The sequence below is a fragment of the Bradyrhizobium sp. genome (assembly GCF_016219575.1).
GTDB lineage: Bacteria > Pseudomonadota > Alphaproteobacteria > Rhizobiales > Xanthobacteraceae > Bradyrhizobium.
In genome coordinates, this window is record NZ_JACRMG010000005.1 from 229,561 (window position 1) to 248,139 (window position 18,579).

The window sequence follows — 18,579 nt, forward strand, 5'->3', positions numbered from 1 at the left end:
TGCGTTCGAGCATCCTTCGAGATGCATCGCTGCGCAAGGCTCTTCAGGATGAGGCGCCAAGGACCGATGTGCTAGGCGGAAGAATCCTCATCGGCCATCGCCGGTCGCGACACGACGTAGGCCGCGCAGGCGAGGAACGAAAGCCCCACGACCGCGGCAAGCGGCGGCGACGGATCGGCGCTGTACCAGAAGACGAAAAAGCCGACCGTCATGCCGGCGCAGGCCATGGCCTTGGCCGAACGCGGGATCGCGCCGGCGGCGCGCCAGTCCCGCAGCGATTTGCCGAACTTGGGATGATCGAGCAGCCATGCCTCCAGCCGGGGCGAGGAGCGCGCAAAGCACGCCGCCGCAATGATCAGGAAAACCGTCCCCGGCATCAGCGGCATCACGAGCCCGATCACGCCCAGCGCGACCATCACCCAACCGAGGCCGAAATACATCATGCGCATCAGAGCTGCCGCCTGCAGTGTGTTCGAACAAGGAATGCTCGCTCCCGGCTGACGCGCTGGCCTGCCGAGCCGTAGCTCGCGAAGCGAGCGAAGGCTGGAGCGGGTGAAGGGAATCGAACCCTCGTATTCAGCTTGGAAGGCTGCTGCTCTACCATTGAGCTACACCCGCGCTAGGGGGTGACCTAACACGGCGCGCCACGGGTCTCAACCGCTGTGCAAGCCTCAAAATATGCAGTTCCGGCCTTAGATTCCAGGTCGCTGAGCGCGCCCCGGAATGACGGACAAGGCGCGCCAGGCCCTTAACGGCAGCCGATTCGCCGCCTATATTGGATTCTCCACTAACAACGAAAGGAGGTGATCCAGTGTCTTGTTTCAAGCGCTGTCACCTCGCTGGGATCGCCCGCTAAGGCCTGACAGCCTGGCAACGGGGCGTTCTCAGCCCTGGACCAGCGAGACAACAGTTGGGGCGCGGCGGGAGTTTTTCCGCCGCGCCTTTTTTGTTTGTCCTTGAGTCATTCCGGGGCGCGCGAAGCGCGAACCCGGAATCTGGAAATCGTCGATAGAGATTCCGGGTTCGGCCCTGCGGGCCGCCCCGGAATGACGGGTGGGGTTAGATGCCGGCGGGACTGAGCGAGCGCGCGCGCGGGCCGCGGCGGGATTCGGTGAGGCGCTCGCCGCCGTTGAAGGCGGAGCTGCCGTAATAGCGGTGATGGCGGGGGACATCGTGCCAGTCGCCGCCGGTGTCGATCGCAGCCAGGCCGCGGGCGGTATCGCTGATGATGGTGGCTGATTTCCGTGACATGACCCTCTCCGCTTGCGCAATTCCTGCGTTCTGCCCATCAGTCGTGCCCCGACTTCGCCACGTTCACACAGGCCACCCCGAAATCGTGTTTCAATTCGGTTTCGTGGGTGCGCGGATTGTCGGATTCGGCGCCGTTCCGGCGTCTTCCATCCGTGCGAATCGAAGGGAAAATGAGGTTTTTGATGCTCTACGCCATTCTCGCCTATCACGTCGAAACCGAGGTGAATTCCTGGAGCGCGGAAGAAGACGCCGCGCTGATGGTCAACCTCCGCAAGGCCCATGAGCGGCTCAACCAGGTCGGCAAGCTCGGCCCCGCGGCGCGGCTCGGCGAAACCAGGAAAGCGCGCACCCTGCGCGGGCCCGGCGACGGCATGATGATCGACGGGCCGTTCGCCGAGACCAAGGAGCAGCTGCTCGGCTTCTATGTCGTGGATTTTCCGGACGAAGCCGCTGCCGATGACGCGGTGCGCCACCTGCGCCGCGCCAATCCGAGCGCCGTCTATGAAGTGAGACCGATCCGGCTTTTCATTCCCGGCAACGCCTTCCCGGAGACTGCGGCCGAAAGTTGACGCCGACGGTGGATTTCTCGCGTTTTCGTCAATGGGTTAGGCGCCCGGCCCGCTTGCCAATGCGGTTCCCTCCGCCTAGCCTTTGCGCGGGCGCTTAGGGGTGGTGATGCAACCAGCAGGTATCTTCGCCTGAAGAGGGCGATCACATGAGCCGGAGGAATTGATGGTTACTACCAGACGACGTCACGCTTCTCTTCTCGTCGCGGCATCCGCGGCAGTCGGGCTGTTCGCCTTGGCGCCGGCGCAGGCCGCGCCGCTTGCCCCGACCGGTGCGCTCAATGCGCAGGTGAACGACGCTTCCGACGTCAGCGAAGTTGCCGTCGTCGTGCGCCGTGGCGTCGCGGTCGGACCGCGCGGCGGCGTCTACCGCTATCGCGGCACGACCGTCGTGCGTCCGGGTCCGATCGTACGTCCCGCCCCGGTGGTGCGCTGGGCACGTCCGTATCGCTGGGCACCGGGCGGTGCGATCGCCGCCGGTGCCGCCATCGGCTTCATCGCCGCTGCGGGCGCTGCTGCCTATGCGTCAAGCGTCGCGCCGGCGCCGGGCATGTGCTGGTATTATACCGACCCGTACCGCCGCGCCGGCTTCTGGGATTACTGCCCCGGGTACTAGCCACCCCTGCGTGAGCGGCGCGACAAATCAGGCGGAGGGCCAAAAGCTTTCCGCCTTTTTCGTTACGCATTGGTCAGGGAAGAATTGCGTTGTGCTGCTTCTTCAACAGCCGCTTCAGCGCGTTGAGCAGAAGCGCGAGCAGCGAGATCGTCAGCGCGGCTGCGGCGACTGCCAGCTGCGCCAGCGACGTGACGAGGTCGACCAGCACGTCCGCCATATCGAAATAGGCGAGGACGACCACCGCGATCACGATCACGACCGCTGCGATGATGAGCCAATCGAGCATGGTGCTTCTCCGCAGCCTTGGTCGCCGCGGCCAAGCTGCCGGTTCAACGGCCCCCGGCCGCGCCATCTCCAGGCCTCGATGCGCCGTAACGGCGCATCAGCAGCCCGCCGAATGCGAGGAACCAGAAATAGGGCGCATATTCAGGGGCGATCGCCGCGATCGCAGTACCCGGCAGGAATGCCAGCACCGGAAAAAAAGCGGCTGCGACCTCGATGTTGCGGATCCCCGGCACCGCCAGCCACCACAGCACCGCGTTCAGCGAGGCGATCAGCGTCAGCTGCAAACCGTAAAGCACCGTAACGGCACTGCTCAGCCGGTAGCTGCCATAAAGGCTGTTGGTCACCGGCAACAGGATGATCGAGAGCAGGAAGAAAAGATTGAGGATCACGACACCACGGTCGGCCTCCGGCTGCCGCGCCAGCCGGCGATGATGGCTGATCCAGAACACGCCAGCGATGACGAAGGAGAAGATCAGCGCCGACAGCCTGCCGGCATAGTGGTGATAGAGATCGGTCCATCCCGGCATGCGGGCGAAGGTGCCGGTCCTGGGAAGGTCATAGGCCAACAGCGTCATCGCCACACCGAAGATGGTGTTGGAGAGCGATTCCAGCCGCCGCATTTCGAAGAGATCGGGATGGGATGGGGTCATGGATTCGGATTGCTCCACCAGAGTCGCTTCTTTGCAAAGGCGTGACCCGAGCCTGACTTCAGGTACTGCTCGAAGGTTTCGGCTTTTTACCTGTTGGAGAAGGCGACGTATGTCGCCAGGTTCCAAGGGACGTACTTGGACGTGTGAGCGGACTTTCCCTCGTTGTGGTCCGGAATTCTCTGCTTCAGATCATTGGTAACACCGATATATCGCTGATCCGGGAATCGCTCACTTTCGATGAGATAAACGTAGTGCACGTAACCTGACCTCTGCATTGATGCTTCGGTGGAGATCATGCTTCGGAGTTGGCTGGGCCGCAAATCGCAAACATGGTTGGTAGGCCCTCCTTCGCCAAGGCTTCGGAGGGCATCCTGCTTCGCGGTCTGGCAGGCCGTAGTCCTGCGAAGCGCCTTGGCGCGAAGCAGGATGGTGGGGGAGGCAGGACTCGAACCTGCGAAGTCATAAGACGGCTGATTTACAGTCAGCTCCCTTTGCCACTCGGGACACTCCCCCGTCCCAACAGCGTCAGCAATTCGTCCGCAAGACGTGGCGGCGGACAGAACCGTCGATATGGCGCTGGGCCCGCGCGACCCGGTGACGGGGCGCGGTCGGGCGCGTTTATGGGTAAGCGGACCCGCAAAGTCAACCAAGGGAAGCGCTCAAAACCGTGCTCAAACCGCTCCAAACGAGACCAAATTGCCAGAATCCGGAACCCGTGACACAAGCCTTGTCATGAATGATCGCGACCGCAGGCCGCCGTTCCGCAGGAGCGGCGGCAAATCCTTCGAAAAAGGGCGGAAATCCTCCCCCCGGCCGGCTTGGCGCGACCGCGATTCCGGCGGCGACGGGCCGGCGATCCTCTATGGTTTTCACACGGTTGCCGCGGCGCTGGCCAATCCCCGGCGCAAGATCAGAAAGCTGCTGCTGACCGAGAATGCGGCGCGGCGGCTGGCGGAAGAAAACATCCACACCCGCGTGACGCCGGAAATCGTCCGTCCGCAATTGATCGACCAGCGGCTCGGACCGGATGCCGTGCACCAGGGCATGCTGGCCGAAGCCGATCCCCTGCCCTCGCCGGACATCGAGACATTGAAGCAGGAAGGCATCGTGCTGGTGCTCGACCAGATCACCGATCCGCACAATGTCGGGGCCATCCTGCGCTCGGCGGCGGCCTTTGCGGTGAAGGCGATCGTCACCACCGCCCGGCACAGCCCGGAGGCGACCGGCGTGCTGGCGAAATCCGCCTCCGGCGCGCTGGAGCTGGTGCCGCTGGTGCTGGTGCAGAATCTCGCGCGCGCGCTCACTGAACTGAACGAACGCGGCTTCCTCACCGTCGGACTCGACAGCGAGGGTACGGACGAGCTTTCCAAGGTGGAATTACGCGAGCCGCTGGCGCTGGTGCTCGGCGCCGAGGGCAAGGGCCTGCGGCAACTGACGCGCGAGACCTGCGCCACGGTGGCGCGGCTCGACATGCCCGGCGAGATCAAGAGCCTCAACGTCTCCAACGCCGCGGTGCTGGCGCTCTATGTCGGCGCCAGCCGGCTGGGGCTGATGGGGAAATAGACGCGCGTGCGCTGAAAGACCCTCATCAGAGGAGTGGCCTTCAGGCCGCGTCTCGAAGGATGACGGCCCGTCTGTGGCCTTATGGTTCGAGACGCGCGAAGACGCGCTCCACGCCATGAGGGGTGACAGTGACGAAAAACAAAACGCCCGCTCGCGAAAGCGAGCGGGCGTCCCGGTCTCAAATCTTGTTCAGATCAGTAGTAGCGGCGCAGCGCGCGCTGACCGTGGTGATAGTGCATGCCGTGGTGGCGATGCGCGTAGCCGTAGCGATAGGCGGTGCCGTACGGACGGACGGCGCGATAGCCATAGGCGCGCGGGCCGAAGTAGCGCGGCCGCGCGACATAGCCGTAGTCATAGGGACGCGCGTAGTTGCTCCAGCCGGACACCGACGGCTCGTAGTAGGTCGGCTGCGGCGCCCAGGCACCCGGACCGCTGTAGGTCGGACCCTGGTTGACGTAGTAATATTGCGTGGCCGGCTCGGCGAGACGCTGGGTGGCCCAGCCGCCGCAGGTCGAGCCACAGCCATAACCATAGCCGTAGCCGTAGCTGTAGGTCGCGACGGGGGCGACATAGCGCGGCGCGCACGGGCTATACGAATAGCACGGCGTGCCGCACGAATAGTAACCGCACGCCATCGCGGGCGACGCGGCCATGACGGCAACTGCCGCAACAATTCCTGAAATCAAATGACGCATTACTCTCTCCTGTAGGGGTGTTCTCGTTGGCGTGGGTCTACTTCAAAACTTAACGCGGATGCGGGCGCGGCCGCGGGTGACGGCCATGCTGCCAGTCGTAATCGATCTGCGGCGCGACGATCACCGGCGGAGGATTGGCCGGAACTTCGAGCTGCGGGGTCGATTGCGCCGACCAGGAGCGGTAGTAGCTCTCGGCCTCCGGCGGCAATTTGCGATTGGCGGGCGGTTCGATTTCAAGCCGGCCATAGCCGGGCATATGGCCCGCGCTGGGATAGTAGTGGCCGACATGCGGCACCGGATCGACATAGCGGCCGCCGTAAACCGTGGGCTGCACATGCACACCCTTGCCAAGACCCCAATCGCCTTCGACCACCGCATAGGATGCATCGACGCCATTGATGATCACGGGCACGCCCGGCTTGCCCGGTATCACGATCTCGAAGCCGCCGCCGGCCAGCGCCTGCGACGTCATCGCCATCAAGAATGCCAGTGCAACGCCTGCGCGCATTTCCCTGTACCCGCCTTTGTTTCGCCGCAACCTAGTCCAATGCGCGATGCCAAGGGTTAAGGCCGCGGGCGAAACTGCGGGTAAGCCTAACGCGTAAGGATTGGCGCCTGCGCAAATCCGAGCGAGTGCGATCAGGAAACGTTAACGCGGCGACGAAGGTTACGACAGTCGCGCTAGGCGAGCACGTTTTCCGCCAATGTCACCAGGCCGATCGCGATTGTGACAGTCCCCACCGCGCCCTGCAGCGCATGGTTGGCCGCGGTGAGAAAACGCGCGGAAACCGCCAGCGGAACCGCAATGACCGCGGAAAGCACGCCCATTCCGATCATCGAGCCGACGCCGAACAGCGCGACATAGCCGAGCCCGGCCGCGGGACTCGAGGCCTGCGTCACCGCCAGCACCAGCAGTGCTGCGGAACCCGCCATGCCGTGCATCAGCCCGACCAGCAGCGTGCGCCAGCGGAACCCGTGTTCATGGGCGTGAGCGGCGCCGGCATGCGGCAGCGTGTCGCCGGCATGACTGTGGGCATGGAAGTGCACGGTGCCGTCGGCATGACCATGGCGGTGGAAATGCACGCGGTCGCGCCACAGCCGCCACAGCACATGCGCGCCCAGGCCGATCAGCATGACACCCACGGCGGCCTCAAGCGGCTTTGCCACGGTTTCGGGGATGGCGCGGCCGAGCAGGATGGCTACGCCGGCAAACACGAACAGCGTGGCCGTGTGGCCGAGGCCCCAGGTCAGGCCGTGCTTGACGATGTCGCCAACGCGGCTGCGGCGGGCGGCGATGCTGGAGACCGCCGCGATATGATCGGCCTCGAGCGCATGCTGCATGCCCAACAGGAAACCGAGACCCAGAATTCCGAACATGCACCCTGCCCGCTTATGAGCTCACATCAAATACGAGTTGGAAGCATTTGTCAGGTCTTCGATTTTCTTGACGCGTTTTCTCCGCGCGAACCGGGGATACCACTTCGCTTGAAAACGCTAGAGCACTTCATCGAACAATGCGCGCATCGCCGCCCAGGAGCGCCGGTCAGACTGGGCATCATAGAGCGCGGTCCGCATCATCGAGCCGTCGGCGGCCGGGTTGGCAAAGCCGTGCAGCGTGTTGCCATAGCTCACCACCTGCCAGTCGGCGACCCTGGCGGCGCGCATCTCGTCCTCGAAGGACGCGACCTGATCCGGCGGCGCCAGCGGATCCTCCGCGCCGGTCAGCACGAGGACGCTCGCCTTCACCTGCCCCTCCTGCGCCGGCAGTTTCGTCGCGAGCACGCCGTGAAAGCTGACGACCGCTTTCAGCTCGGCGCCAGCTCGCGCCAACTCCAGCACCACCGAGCCGCCGAAGCAGAAGCCGATGGCGGCCAGCCGCGATGCATCAACCTGCGGAAGAGCGGCAAGGGTCGCGACTGCTGCATGGGCGCGGGCGCGCAATCGTTCCGGCTCGGCGCGCAGCCCGCCGACCGCGGTCGCCACCTCCTGCAGGTTCCTTGCCTGCCGCCGCTCGCCGAACATGTCGGCCGCGAGCGCGACATAGCCGAGAGAAGCGAGCTGGCGCGCCTTGTCCATGGCGAAGTCGCCGAGCCCGAGCCCCTCGTGAAACACCAGCACGCCCGGCCGGGGACCTGCGCCTTCATCGAAGGCGAGATAGCCACGCATGGTCACGCCATCAGCGGCATAGTCGATGTCCAACGTGTGCATTTTGCGGATGCTTCCCAACCCCTTGGAGCGGGAAATTCACACTGCTTGGGAGCCTGCACAACGGGAAAAACGGGACCGCCGAGGGTAGTTCTTTAAGGCCAAGTCTGCTATTCGACCCGGCAGTTCAGTGGCGTCCGCGCCCGATTTTTTCCCTTTGCCGATCCCGTCGATTTGCCGGCTTAGCTCAGCGGTAGAGCAGCGGTTTTGTAAACCGAAGGTCGGGGGTTCAATCCCCTCAGCCGGCACCATTGGCGGCGACCGCCCGTCAAGCGATCGGGGCACACACCTTCTCATTGCGGGCTGATGCGGGAGCACTTCCCGGTCGCTCCCGAACGATCGCATCGGGCTGATGCAGCAACGACACAACCGGAACAGATTCCGCTTTTGCACACCCACCCCCGGCTTTCTCGGCCGGGCGAGCTTTTGCAGACTGCCAGCCAGGGTTGGGGGACCTTGCCATGGTTGCTTTTCGGAATGCCAAATCCTTTCTCGCACTTGCCGCACTGATGTCGCTTGTCGTGACGGCTCCCGCTCGCAGTCAGGCCATCCTGGGCGGCAAAATAAAAATCGAGTCGCCCATCGACGAGGAGCCACCGGTGGCACCGGGGGTATTTCCCTGCGCGACGGATGCGGAGAAGGAGGAACTGGCGCGGCTGAGGGACAGTTGGCAGTCCACTTACGATGCCATGCAGCAGGGGCAGCGCGATATCGCCGCTGCCAAGCAGGCCGAAGCAGCCGCGTTTGATGCCAAATACAACGCAGATTTCGCCCTCGGCCAGGCGCGAAACGAAATGATGCGGGCGCGAGATGCGCTGCAGGAGGCAAGAAAGCGCGGAGCCGGTGCTGCAATCGGCGTTGTCTATCTGCCGCAGTTTGAGGCCGCGCTGAAAAAGCACACCGATGCACGCGCGGCGGCTCAGAAAGCCGAGCAGGCTTACATTCAGGCAGCCGGGCGAAGAGCAAGTCGCGAGGCCGCCGTCGAGAGCGTCAAGAAATACGTGATCGAGGCCAGGCAAAAATACGAAGCGGCCGCAGACAAACTACGCGAAAGCAAGAGGTGCCCTCCCTCGCAATCAAGCCTGCCTCTGATGCGCAACAACTTCGCAGACCGCTGGTCCGGCTTCAACGGCGGCGCCTTCGTCAACGTCTCCAACAGCCGCCTCAACATCACGGAGCGGTTCGCCGCCACGGGTCTGCAGACCAACGCCTTCAGCGACTCCGCAACGCGCGCCGGAGGCGGCGTAACCATCGGCTACAACACGATCATCGGCGGCCATTTCGTGGCTGGCATGGCCGTCAATCTTGGCGTTGCCGGCGGCGAAGTACGCCATCCCTTCCCGCCAACTCCCTTCTTCCTCGGCACAACGCAAACCTTCACCGTCGACCTTCTCGGCCGGGCTGGTGTGCTGGTCGCACCGAATTTCCTGCTTTACAGCCAGGCGGGCGTCAGCGTTGCGAGCAACCGCATCCAGATCGATTTCGGCGGCACGCCGACCGACGTGAGCAAGACCAGCGTGGCGGCAGCAGTCGGCGGTGGCGTCGAGGTCAAGCTCCCGATGCTGGCTTCCGGCGGCTCCGCCATGGGAGACCCATCGATCTTCTTCGACTACCTCCATAGGTTCCCGTCCAGCGTCGGCACCGAGCGGGCACCGTTCACCTACGATTTCGAGCGCAGGGGTGACCAGGCGGCGGTTGGTTTCCGGTTCCGTTTCAACCCGTCGGCGACCGGCCCGATTTGAGCCGCCGGCGGAACCGCTCGACGGCGAAGCAGGAGGCAGCGAGCCCTTCAGCCTATCTCGCCGACTCGAACCGGTGCGAGTCGTCGGCGCGCCGTTCATACCCAACACCAATCCGCGCGAGCGTCACTAGCGCAGGCTTATGGTGACCTGGCACCGGTGGAAGCTCCTGTGTGTCACTGTTTTGTCACCTTGCGCGAAAAACAAATCGCTGCAGTATCCGCGCGCACAGCCCGCTCTTGATTCCCGGAAAACCTGTGTTGGAATGAGTGCGCGGGCGTGGCGTGGGGTAGCGTCATATGAAATGGATGCGGGAACGCGATCTCTTGATCGCGCAGACAATGGCGTTCGTGCAGTCGGTAACCGGGCGGAAGTCCGAAGCCGAAGTTTTTGCGCGAACCGACCTCCCTGCCGTCAGCCCCACCCGTCTCCCCGATGTCGAAGCAATGCTCGCCGAGGCGCTCGGGGTTTCCGAACCGCCTGTGCGTGCCGTTCCCGAGGCGGCAAAACCGCTCCCGCCCCCACCCGTGCCGCCGGCCGGACGCAGCGAGTACCAGAGCGACATCCAGGCCCGGGTCGACAAATTCCGTGCCCAGCAGGCCAAATTCAACCGCGAACGCGAGGCTTATTGCAGCCAGACCATGGCCAGGATGCAGGCCTCGCTCGACAAGTTTCCGGCGCCGCGGCCGCCGAAGTAACGCCTATGGAGGTCATCCTCATGGTGAGGAGGCGCGCCAGCGCCGTCTCGAACCATGAGGCCACTTCATCCTTCGAGACGCGCCGCAAGCGGCGCCCCTCAGGATGAGGATCTGACACCGAGCTTCACCGCGCCGCAATCTTCTCCAGCACCGGCAGCAGGTGGCCCAGGAACGCCTGCGGATCTTCGCTCATCGGGAAATGACCGAGGCCTTTCATGATGACGGCTTCGCAGCCGGCGATACTGTTCGCCACCGCCATCGTTTCCTCCGGCGTGCAGGAATAGTCGTACTCGCCCGAGAGCAGGAACAGCGGGCAGCGTTTGGTGTCGATCTGCGCGACGCGGCTGCGGATGTCGCCGTCGATCTTGTAGAAATAGAGATCGCCCTTGAAGACGCCGGGGCCGCCCTGCATGTAGTGCCACAGCGTCTCCCAGCGCTCGCTGTCGGGTGCGTCCGGGCCGACCAGGCCGGAGACGATGGCGCCCGCGACCTCGCCGCCATGGACGTCCGGCCGGTGCAGGAAGTTGAGGTCGTAATAGGGATCGACATGGGCGCCGGCCTGCAGGCCGATGATGGCACGGAAGCGTTCGGGATGTTCGAGCGCCAGGTGCAGGCAGATGCGCCCGCCGATCGAGCAGCCGATCAGGATCGGCTTTTCCAGCCCGAGCGCGGCCATCACCTCGAGGATCATGGTCGTGTATTGCGCCGAGGTGAGTTGGTACTCCTCGTCGTGCCAGCCGGCCGGCGGCGAGGATTTGCCGTGCCATGGCATGTCGAAGGCGATGACGCGATGCCGCGACGTCACCCGCGCATCGTTCATCAGGCCGCGATACTGCCGCCCGTCGCTGCCCGCCGTGTGCAGGCAGAGCAGCGGCGTGCCCTCGCCGGCTTCCTCGACATAGAGACGGTGCGGCTTGCCCAGGAGATCGAGACGCATATAGCGGCCGACGATCGGCTCGAATGTCGCGCTCATGCGCCCGCTCCCGCGCGCAGCTTGCCGAGCGCTTCCTTGAAGTAACGCAAATTGGCCATGAAGACCTGCAGATCGCCTTCCGCCTTCAGGACGCGGCGTTTGATCAGGGCCATCAGGTCGTTGGAGCCGGGTGGCGGGCGCCGGCTCCAGAATTTCTCCCATTCCTCCGCCGGCGCGCGCAGCGCAAAGGCCGACGACGGCATCACGAACGGCCCTTTCGTCACGGCGACGATCCGCCCCTCGAATATCCGGATCAGCCAGGCCGTGGAGCCGACCTCCAGGAGGAAGGTCGTGGTGAGGTATCGTCCGCGCCTCGTCAGGCCCGCATCGCCGTTGACCTTGTCTTTGAGCGTCTCGATCATCGCCAGCCTCCCGTCACCTCCGCGCCTTCTGGTCGAGGCGCTTGCTCCTTCAGCATGATGGGCGGGTGGAGACTTGCGTCAATCGGCGAGCCATGACGCCGCACGACGGCGCGCTACAGCCAGGCGCATACCAGTACGACATTGGCCACGCAGGCCAGCAGCAGCGCCGCGGAAAGCGTCAGCTGCAGGCGCACGCAGGCGCACGCGTTATGGAGGGTCGCTCTCATGGCAATCAGCATCCGGCGATTCTGCACGTAGAGTCCCGGGGTTTCTTTTTTGGGGGATTCACCACTTGTTAGGGACTCAGAGACTCCCGGAAAACGGCCCGAAACGGGCCGTTTTTTGCCTTCACCGGCCCGTGATGTCCAAGCAAACCAGACGTCGAAACCGCGAGGCCGCCCAAGGCGTTGTCGGTTTCTGATGGAGCCCCGGCGATGCCCTACGCGCTGTTTTCCAACGAGGCCAAGCTGAGCAAGGCCTACCCGACCGAAGCCGATGTCTGGCAGCTCGCCAGACGGTCCGGGCTCGTCGTGGACGTGATGTCGGAAAGCGGCAAGATCGCGCCGCGGCCGGTGCTGGACAATGACTATGAAATCCGCCCCTGCCACTGTGAGACCAATGAAGACCCAGCCAGGAACAAGGCCGACGCCGAGCGCGAGGCGCGGCTGGAGCCGGAACTCTCCGAGACGGAAACCAGGGACGAAGCGGCCTAGGGCCCCGCGGTCGGCGGGACCGGCTTTCAGGACAATTCCAGACCCTTTACGGCGTCGCGCTCACCAGCGAGGCCTGCGCCGAACCGATCGATACGCACACCTTCTTGCGGTGCAGACCCCGGATCGCGCCGGTCACCCTGAGCACCCTGCCCGCGCCGCAGGACGAATCCTGCACGAAGGCGATCTCATAAGGCGCCAGAGCCAAGGGTTCGGATTTCAGGATAGTCTGGGCGAAGCACGGCGCAGAGAGCGCCGAAAAGATCAGCCCTAACGCAAAAGCACGCATGTTTGTTTGTCCGCCAACCCGACGACGAACATAATAGCGCATGCGCCGTGAAAGTTTCGTGCACGACGAAAATTATTTTGCCGCACCCTGCCGCAGCGGACGTCGCAAGCGGAAAAACAAAAAAGCCGGCTCGCGCCGGCTTTCCCGCAAGGCAATTTGAACGGCGGCCTCAATATCTGGAGGCGGCCGGGCCGCCCCAACCGAAGCGGTAGTTCACGCCGACCTTGACGCTGTGCTCGTCGTTGCGAAAGCGCGCGCCGACCGTGTCGGCGGGACCGGCGGTGACCGTCGTATTGCCGAAATTGTAGTATTGGTACTCGGCCTTGGCCGACCAGTTCGGGGCGAACAGGTACTCCAGGCCCGCGCCGACGGTGTAGCCGTCCTTGCTGTTGCCGGAGGTGGTGAAGGCCTGGGGCACACCGGCGACCGTCATGCCGATATTGTTGCCGTCGCGCCAGGCGTAGCCGCCCTTGGCATAGACCAGTGCCGGACCCCAAGTGTAGCCGAGGCGGCCGGTCACCGAGCCGATCTGATCGGCGACCCTGCCGGTCACGACCGTGCCCGCCGGGAAGATCAGGTTGTTGTTGGTGCCGCCGCCCAGCCAGGAGTACTGCGCTTCCGCGCCCAGCACCCAGTTGGGGGTGAACTGATAATCGAAGCCGGCCTGCACGCCGCCGAGGAAGCGGGCGTCGCTGCTCTGCAGGCTGTTGTTGCCCGCAAACGCGCCGCCAAGATGGCCGCCGACGTAGAAGCCGGTCCAGTTGTAGACGACGGCGGGCGCCGTATAGGCCGGCGCCTTGGCATAGGGTCGGGACGGCATGTCAGCCGCGAACGCCTGGCCCGCGAGGGCTGCCAGGACACCCGCCAGGGCGGCTGCGCCGAGAATGGTCTTCTTCATGTTTGATCCCCGTTATTCAGTCACGACACTCATCAAACAACGTGGCTCGAGTTAGGTTGCTCTGCGGCATCGAACGATCACAACCGTGACGGAGCGGCCACAAAGCCCTTTTGTTCCAAAGGGAAATAGGGATTTTTTCGCCCGTCACAATACACTTTGCGCCCGGAGATTGGTCGATTGGGGCCACAATCGGGTTCGCCCCGCTCTCCGAAACGTGATCGGGACCCAACCCCGATCCGAGGCGGCGGCAGGCGGGCCAGCCGCGGGGCTCAGCGGGTCAACTTTTCCAACTCGGGAAACGGCAGGTAAGTGGCGCCGGCACAGGCATCGCCGCTGTTCTCCAGCACGCGATCGAGCCGCGCATCGACATAGACCACGGCCCGCTCGCGCGGATCGCGGTAACGCCCGTCGGACTCGCGGGCGGCATAGCGGAGGCAACTGACATAGCGCAGCCGGCCGCCGATCGTGCGCTGGACCGGCTCGGCCATCATGGCCTCGCGAACCCCGACCGGATTGTTCAGGTACGTCCGCATGAAGGCCAGCACTTCGCTCTTGTAGTTGTTGGGATAGGGCTGGTTGGAATAGCCGCGGTCGTCGGTAAACGAAATACCCCTGCTCTCCTCGCCGCCGCCGGCACAGGCGGCAAGCAGGATCGGCAGCAGCACGACAGCGACACGGGGTGACAATATTGGCAAAGGCAGAGACCCGAAGATTTTCCCGGCCGGAAACTAGACGCTTCGCCCGCAAATTGGAATTCGCAACCCCGTCGAAAAAGGCACCGGCCCGCCGCCATTGGGGAAGCAATGGCTGACGGGCCGGGCCTGTACCCGTTGGACGCGGCGGGGCAATGCGGATCGGACGGCGTCCCCCGGGATCAGGATCAATCAGCGCCAGTGGTGATGGTGGTGGTGCCGATGATGACGATGGTGGAAGTGCCAGCGGTGGTGACGATGATGACGCCCCCAGCGCGCATTGGCGTTGAGCACGTTTGCGCTGAAGGGTGCGGCCTTGATCACCGGGGCATGATCCGACCGGTAGGGTGCCGCCAGCGCCGGTGCGGCAAGAACGGATACGGCGAGCAGCGCCGCAGAAATCGTCTTGAACATCTTGGTCCTCCTCAAGGGGATCTGCGAGGTGACCGCATCCGGGCCCGCCGATCATGTGCAGGAGGCTAACGGCTGCGCACTGAACCCCCGCTGAAGCGGAAAAGCGGACTTCGTTCATCTCGATGACATGTCTGTCATCTTCCCCTTCAATCGCCGCAGCGTCGCAAACCGGCCCAAAAGGGGAGACGGAACCGGGAATATCCCGGCGTCCCGGATGTTCATCTGTTCGGACCTGGGAACAAATCCAACGGGAATCAGGAGAGACGCATGCGCAAGTCTGCAGTCCGGTTATTCTCAATCATGATCACGGGAATGTTCCTTTGCGCGCCCGCGCTGTCGGCGCTTGCCGCCGGTGGTGGCGGCGAGCCGCCGGCACCGCCTCCCCCTTCCTCCGACACCTCGACCAAGAACACCAAGAAGAAGGGCAAGAAGACCTCCTCGATCGAGGAGCAGCGTTTCGCCGCCGGCTATCGCGCCGCCTATGCCACGATCTACGACCGTCAGGATTTTGCTGCCGCCATCGAACAGCTGCAGGCGCTCGGCCATCACGACCGCGCCGATGTCGCAAATTTGATCGGCTACTCCTATCGCAAGCTCGGCGACTACAGGGTTTCGCAGATCTGGTACGAACGCGCGCTGAAGGCCGATCCGAACCATGTGCGGACTTGGCAATATTACGGTCTGTGGCAGATCGAACAGGGCAATCGCGACCAGGCGCAGTATCATCTGGGCCGTATCGCCGCGCTCGCGGGCACGCAAAGCGAGGAGTACCGCTCGCTCGCCGACGCACTGGATAAGCCGCCGGGAACCGGGCTAGTCTACTGACGTCACAACGTGAACTGGAGAACTGCATGAAGAACTACGCGAAGCTTTTGACGCTGGGACTCTTCTCGATCGCACTTGCGGTGGCGCCCGTCGTGACCAATGCCTACGCCGCACCCGACGAACCGTCGCCGCCATCCAGCAGCAGCAAGAAAAAGAAGAAATCCAGCGAAGTCCGCCCTGGCAGCGGGCAGGCTTCGTTCGCGGAAGGCTATCGCTCGGCCTATGATGCGATCTACCGGCGCGGCGAATACGCCACCGCCATCGAACAGCTCAAGGCGCTGCATCGCGACGACAGTGCCGCAGTCGCCAATCTGATCGGCTACTCCTACCGCAAGCTCGGCGACTACAGGGTTTCGCAGGCCTGGTACGAGCGCGCGCTGAAGTCCGATCCCGGCCACGTCAAGACCTGGCAGTATTACGGGCTTTGGCAGGTCGAACAGGGCAACCGCGACCAGGCGCAATATCATCTGGGCCGCATCGCCGCGCTCGCGGGCACGCAAAGCGAGGAATACCGCTCGCTCGCCGCCGCGCTTGAAAAGGCGCCGGGCACCGGCCTGGTCTACTGACCGGCGATATCGACCGACACGCAAGCCGGCGCGACGACAACGTCGCGCCGGTTTTGCTTTGTCATTTCATCAGCGACTGCACTTCGCCGCGGAACGCCTTGCGGGCGCCTTCGCGCGAATAGAACATGTGGCCGCCCGGATAGACCACGAACCTGACGCGGTCGGGGCTGGCATAGGCCGGCAACTGGTCAAGCACGATCCGCGTTGCGAAATACGGCGTGGCGAGATCGAACAGGCCGTGCCCGACCAGCAGCTTCATGTTGGGATCGAGCGCCAGCGACCGCCGCAGGTCCGACACCGACTCGGCCGGGTCGCGCCCTCGACCGAAATTCCAGCCGCCGCCGACGGCATCGTTGAGCAGATGATAGGAGCCGTCGGGCCGCCAGTTCAGCTTGCGCGTGGTGAGATCGACGGCGGCGCTCGTCAACGGCGCCATCAGCGCATCGCCGGAGGGATCGCCGAACTGCCCGTAGTTCGAATCGGGATAGGGATCGAAGCCCGTCACGGATGCATCGTAGCGGCCGGTGACCTTGCCGTTCTTGCGGTCGAACTCCCGGCGGAATTCGCCGACGCTGAGCCGTCCGGCCAGGCGGCGGGTCACGGCGGCATCGATGCCGGTGAGCCCCGCGATCTTGTCGGCGATGCGGTTGGTGGCCTCGGTGTCGGCCTGACCCCTGACGAGATCGACGAGATACTCGCCGCGCGCGTAGCGTTCGACGTCGGCCAGATCCTTGTGCGTCACGGGCCCCCTGGCCTCGCGCGCCACCGCCGCCATGGTCGGCAACCGCCCGACAAATTGCAGCAGGCTCGATCCCGACCAGTCGCGGAAGTCGAGCACGGGCGACACCAGGATCAATCCGCGTATGCCGACGCCCTGCTTGCTCTGCAAATTGTGCACGACTTTCGGCCCGCGAATGCCGCCATAGCTCTCGCCCACGACATATTTCGGCGCCAGCAGCCGGTCGTATTTCTCCAGCCAGCGGCGGATCACCAGCGCAATCGCCTCGACGTCGCCATCGACCGACCAGATGCGGCGGCGCACGTCCTCGCCGGTCGCGACGAACCGGCTGTAGCCGGTGCCGACGGGATCGATGAAGACGAGATCGGTGAAGTCGAGCCAGGTTTCGGCATTGGGAAGGAGATCGGGCGTTGCAGAGGCTACCGCCCCCTCGCCCGTGATCGACAGCCGCCACGGCCCGGCATCGCCGAGTTGCAGCCAGGCCGATGAGGCGCCCGGTCCGCCGTTGAAGAAGAACGTCACCGGCCGCGCGCCGCGGTCGGCGCCATCGAGCTGATAGGACGTGTAGGCGACGTCGGCCTGCGGCTCGCCCTTGTCGTCGAACAGCCGAATCGATCCGGCCACCGCGGTGAAGGACTGCGTGCGCCCGGGCAGCGCCAGAGTGTGCTTGGTGGTGGAGTCCGGCGGCAGGCGATGTTGCTCGGCGGCGGACGGTTGTCCGGCCCCGCCCTTCTGCCCCGCGGGCGCCTTCGCAGCCTGCCCCGGCGAATCCGTCGTTACCCCACCGGTGTCCTGGGCGTGCGCGCCGGCTGCAATGGCGAGCGCAAACAACGCTACCAGGATACGTCCGCGCATGCGCCACGGCGCGGCAGGACTATTGGCCATTCCGTCGTCTCCCTGCATCTGCCGCAATTGTCGTGCGGGTTCCAACGCCGCGGCGAGCCGGATGGTCCACAACCGGGGAAACGAATGAAAGTCACAAACGCGCCAGCGTCGAACATTGCGCCGGGTTGACGCGACTACCGGTCGCGCGGTCATGTTGTCCTCGCCGGCCGCTAAGTGATATCAGTCACATTCATCGGCGTTGCCGATCTGTATTCCGAAGCAAACCCCATGGGCCGGGTGACCGGAGAGCAAGCTCTCCAATTCAAAGGGATTTCTGCCATGAAACGCGCGATTGCACTCTGTGCCGGACTATTGGCCCTGGCAGGGCCTGCCGCCGCCCAGTCACCGGTCGCCGTCGTCGAAGAGGTGCAGGGCAAGGTGACCGGCGCCGAGTTCATGGACTATGTGGCACCGAAAACGGTGATCAAGGTGCCGGCGGGCGGCTCCGTCACGATCTCCTACATGAAATCCTGCCAGCGCGAGAAGATCAGCGGGCTCGGCACCGTCATCATCGGCACCGAAGAGAGCTTCGTGCAATTCTCCGACGTCAAGCGCGAGAAGACCGATTGCGATTCCAGCCAGGCGCACGCCACGACCAAGGCGACCAGCGAGGCCGCCGCCACCGTGCTGCGCAGTCTCGGCGACAAGAGCGACAAGAGCGCGCCGAAAATCCAGACGCAGCTCACCGTGTACGGCACCTCGCCGATCGTGGAGGCCAAGGGCAAGGGCACGCTCGTGGTCGAGCGGCTCGACGTCAAGGGCGAGCGGCAGCAGATCGAGCTCAACGGCAGCCAGCAGAAGGGCAAGTTCTACGACTTCGCCAGCGCCAACAAGACGCTGACCCCGGGCGGCGTCTATTCGGCGACGTTCGGCACCTCCAAGATCGTGTTTCAGGTCGACGCGAACGCAAAGCCCGGCGCCGCGCCCGTCGTCGGCCGCCTGATCCGCCTCAACTAGC

General features: G+C 64.4%; 25 protein-coding genes, 3 tRNA genes and 1 pseudogene. 10 read left to right on the plus strand and 19 right to left on the minus strand.

Features of this window, described 5'->3' with window-relative positions:
* Positions 1-71: 71 nt before the first annotated feature.
* The 3 genes from HZB49_RS03195 to HZB49_RS03205 all read right to left on the minus strand — a co-directional run bounded on the left by HZB49_RS03195 (position 72) and on the right by HZB49_RS03205 (position 1,251).
* Complete coding sequence (locus HZB49_RS03195; protein WP_291609031.1) at positions 72-449, minus strand: YbaN family protein; 378 nt, start codon at positions 447-449, stop codon at positions 72-74.
* A gap of 95 nt (positions 450-544) precedes the next feature.
* Positions 545-618 (minus strand) — tRNA-Gly (locus HZB49_RS03200).
* A 441-nt stretch (positions 619-1,059) separates the two neighbouring features.
* Complete coding sequence (locus HZB49_RS03205; RefSeq protein WP_291609032.1) at positions 1,060-1,251, minus strand: hypothetical protein; 192 nt, start codon at positions 1,249-1,251, stop codon at positions 1,060-1,062.
* 182 nt (positions 1,252-1,433) lie between these two features.
* Between HZB49_RS03205 and HZB49_RS03210 the strand changes: the two genes are divergently transcribed.
* Together HZB49_RS03210 and HZB49_RS03215 are read left to right on the plus strand one after the other, a co-directional pair.
* The gene (locus tag HZB49_RS03210) at positions 1,434-1,820 is read left to right on the plus strand and encodes a YciI family protein (protein WP_291609033.1); all 387 of its coding nucleotides are present in this window, start codon (positions 1,434-1,436) and stop codon (positions 1,818-1,820) included.
* A gap of 163 nt (positions 1,821-1,983) precedes the next feature.
* A complete protein-coding gene (locus HZB49_RS03215; RefSeq protein WP_291609034.1) occupies positions 1,984-2,433 on the plus strand; it encodes a hypothetical protein in 450 nt (149 codons plus the stop codon).
* 73 nt (positions 2,434-2,506) lie between these two features.
* Here the strand turns inward: HZB49_RS03215 and HZB49_RS03220 are convergent, their stop codons facing one another.
* The 4 genes and pseudogenes from HZB49_RS03220 to HZB49_RS03235 form a co-directional block, all read right to left on the minus strand.
* The gene (locus tag HZB49_RS03220) at positions 2,507-2,719 is read right to left on the minus strand and encodes a hypothetical protein (RefSeq protein ID WP_291609035.1); all 213 of its coding nucleotides are present in this window, start codon (positions 2,717-2,719) and stop codon (positions 2,507-2,509) included.
* Between the two features lie 43 nt (positions 2,720-2,762).
* Positions 2,763-3,368 (minus strand): TMEM175 family protein, encoded by a 606-nt coding sequence (locus tag HZB49_RS03225; protein WP_291609036.1) that lies wholly within the window; start codon positions 3,366-3,368, stop codon positions 2,763-2,765.
* Positions 3,365-3,625: pseudogene (locus HZB49_RS03230) on the minus strand (GIY-YIG nuclease family protein). Before HZB49_RS03230 ends, HZB49_RS03225 begins: the two are co-directional and overlap by 4 nt.
* A 170-nt stretch (positions 3,626-3,795) precedes the next feature.
* Positions 3,796-3,881, minus strand: a tRNA-Tyr gene (locus HZB49_RS03235).
* Between the two features lie 219 nt (positions 3,882-4,100).
* On the opposite strand from HZB49_RS03235, the gene rlmB reads away from it, so the two are divergent.
* Positions 4,101-4,931, plus strand: coding sequence for a 23S rRNA (guanosine(2251)-2'-O)-methyltransferase RlmB (gene rlmB, locus HZB49_RS03240; protein WP_291609037.1), 831 nt, complete (start codon positions 4,101-4,103; stop codon positions 4,929-4,931).
* 194 nt (positions 4,932-5,125) lie between these two features.
* Here rlmB and HZB49_RS03245 read toward each other — a convergent pair whose 3' ends face one another.
* The 4 genes from HZB49_RS03245 to HZB49_RS03260 form a co-directional block, all read right to left on the minus strand.
* Positions 5,126-5,626, minus strand: a complete 501-nt coding sequence (locus tag HZB49_RS03245) for a hypothetical protein (protein ID WP_291609038.1) — start codon at positions 5,624-5,626, stop codon at positions 5,126-5,128.
* Positions 5,627-5,675: 49 nt separating this feature from the next.
* Complete coding sequence (locus HZB49_RS03250; RefSeq protein ID WP_291609039.1) at positions 5,676-6,134, minus strand: hypothetical protein; 459 nt, start codon at positions 6,132-6,134, stop codon at positions 5,676-5,678.
* A gap of 173 nt (positions 6,135-6,307) precedes the next feature.
* The gene (locus tag HZB49_RS03255) at positions 6,308-7,003 is read right to left on the minus strand and encodes an urease accessory protein (protein ID WP_291609040.1); all 696 of its coding nucleotides are present in this window, start codon (positions 7,001-7,003) and stop codon (positions 6,308-6,310) included.
* 117 nt (positions 7,004-7,120) lie between these two features.
* On the minus strand, positions 7,121-7,834 hold the full coding sequence (locus HZB49_RS03260) for a dienelactone hydrolase family protein (protein ID WP_291609041.1): 714 nt from the start codon (positions 7,832-7,834) through the stop codon (positions 7,121-7,123).
* A gap of 173 nt (positions 7,835-8,007) precedes the next feature.
* On the opposite strand from HZB49_RS03260, the gene HZB49_RS03265 reads away from it, so the two are divergent.
* The 3 genes from HZB49_RS03265 (at position 8,008) to HZB49_RS03275 (ending at position 10,268) form a co-directional block, all read left to right on the plus strand.
* Positions 8,008-8,082: transfer RNA gene (locus tag HZB49_RS03265), tRNA-Thr, on the plus strand.
* 210 nt (positions 8,083-8,292) lie between these two features.
* Positions 8,293-9,573: a hypothetical protein gene (locus HZB49_RS03270; protein ID WP_291609042.1), complete on the plus strand. Its 1,281-nt coding sequence runs from the start codon at positions 8,293-8,295 to the stop codon at positions 9,571-9,573.
* A gap of 296 nt (positions 9,574-9,869) precedes the next feature.
* Positions 9,870-10,268 carry a hypothetical protein gene (locus HZB49_RS03275; RefSeq protein ID WP_291609043.1) on the plus strand — a complete coding sequence of 133 codons (399 nt, stop codon included), beginning with the start codon at positions 9,870-9,872 and terminating at the stop codon, positions 10,266-10,268.
* 124 nt (positions 10,269-10,392) lie between these two features.
* Here HZB49_RS03275 and HZB49_RS03280 read toward each other — a convergent pair whose 3' ends face one another.
* The 3 genes from HZB49_RS03280 to HZB49_RS03290 all read right to left on the minus strand — a co-directional run bounded on the left by HZB49_RS03280 (position 10,393) and on the right by HZB49_RS03290 (position 11,830).
* Positions 10,393-11,241, minus strand: a complete 849-nt coding sequence (locus HZB49_RS03280) for an alpha/beta hydrolase (protein ID WP_291609044.1) — start codon at positions 11,239-11,241, stop codon at positions 10,393-10,395.
* Positions 11,238-11,603: a hypothetical protein gene (locus HZB49_RS03285; protein WP_291609045.1), complete on the minus strand. Its 366-nt coding sequence runs from the start codon at positions 11,601-11,603 to the stop codon at positions 11,238-11,240. The genes HZB49_RS03280 and HZB49_RS03285 overlap by 4 nt, the downstream gene beginning before the upstream one ends.
* A gap of 113 nt (positions 11,604-11,716) precedes the next feature.
* Positions 11,717-11,830: a glucose transporter gene (locus HZB49_RS03290; RefSeq protein WP_291609046.1), complete on the minus strand. Its 114-nt coding sequence runs from the start codon at positions 11,828-11,830 to the stop codon at positions 11,717-11,719.
* Between the two features lie 207 nt (positions 11,831-12,037).
* On the opposite strand from HZB49_RS03290, the gene HZB49_RS03295 reads away from it, so the two are divergent.
* Complete coding sequence (locus tag HZB49_RS03295; protein WP_291609047.1) at positions 12,038-12,316, plus strand: hypothetical protein; 279 nt, start codon at positions 12,038-12,040, stop codon at positions 12,314-12,316.
* Positions 12,317-12,362: 46 nt separating this feature from the next.
* Here the strand turns inward: HZB49_RS03295 and HZB49_RS03300 are convergent, their stop codons facing one another.
* The 4 genes from HZB49_RS03300 to HZB49_RS03315 all read right to left on the minus strand — a co-directional run bounded on the left by HZB49_RS03300 (position 12,363) and on the right by HZB49_RS03315 (position 14,606).
* Positions 12,363-12,602, minus strand: a complete 240-nt coding sequence (locus tag HZB49_RS03300; protein WP_291609048.1) for a hypothetical protein — start codon at positions 12,600-12,602, stop codon at positions 12,363-12,365.
* 169 nt (positions 12,603-12,771) lie between these two features.
* Positions 12,772-13,500: an outer membrane protein gene (locus tag HZB49_RS03305; RefSeq protein WP_291609049.1), complete on the minus strand. Its 729-nt coding sequence runs from the start codon at positions 13,498-13,500 to the stop codon at positions 12,772-12,774.
* 269 nt (positions 13,501-13,769) lie between these two features.
* Entirely contained in the window at positions 13,770-14,165 is a 396-nt protein-coding gene (locus HZB49_RS03310) for a hypothetical protein (RefSeq protein ID WP_291609050.1), read from the minus strand.
* Positions 14,166-14,384: 219 nt separating this feature from the next.
* Complete coding sequence (locus tag HZB49_RS03315) at positions 14,385-14,606, minus strand: hypothetical protein (protein ID WP_291609051.1); 222 nt, start codon at positions 14,604-14,606, stop codon at positions 14,385-14,387.
* Between the two features lie 267 nt (positions 14,607-14,873).
* Here HZB49_RS03315 and HZB49_RS03320 point away from each other — a divergent pair, with 267 nt between their 5' ends.
* A complete protein-coding gene (locus HZB49_RS03320; RefSeq protein ID WP_291609052.1) occupies positions 14,874-15,431 on the plus strand; it encodes a tetratricopeptide repeat protein in 558 nt (185 codons plus the stop codon).
* Between the two features lie 26 nt (positions 15,432-15,457).
* Positions 15,458-15,997 carry a tetratricopeptide repeat protein gene (locus HZB49_RS03325; RefSeq protein ID WP_291609053.1) on the plus strand — a complete coding sequence of 180 codons (540 nt, stop codon included), beginning with the start codon at positions 15,458-15,460 and terminating at the stop codon, positions 15,995-15,997.
* 61 nt (positions 15,998-16,058) lie between these two features.
* Here the strand turns inward: HZB49_RS03325 and HZB49_RS03330 are convergent, their stop codons facing one another.
* Entirely contained in the window at positions 16,059-17,621 is a 1,563-nt protein-coding gene (locus tag HZB49_RS03330; protein WP_291609054.1) for a peptidase S10, read from the minus strand.
* Positions 17,622-17,900: 279 nt separating this feature from the next.
* On the opposite strand from HZB49_RS03330, the gene HZB49_RS03335 reads away from it, so the two are divergent.
* Complete coding sequence (locus HZB49_RS03335) at positions 17,901-18,578, plus strand: hypothetical protein (RefSeq protein WP_291609055.1); 678 nt, start codon at positions 17,901-17,903, stop codon at positions 18,576-18,578.
* The last annotated feature ends 1 nt before the right edge of the window (position 18,579 follow it).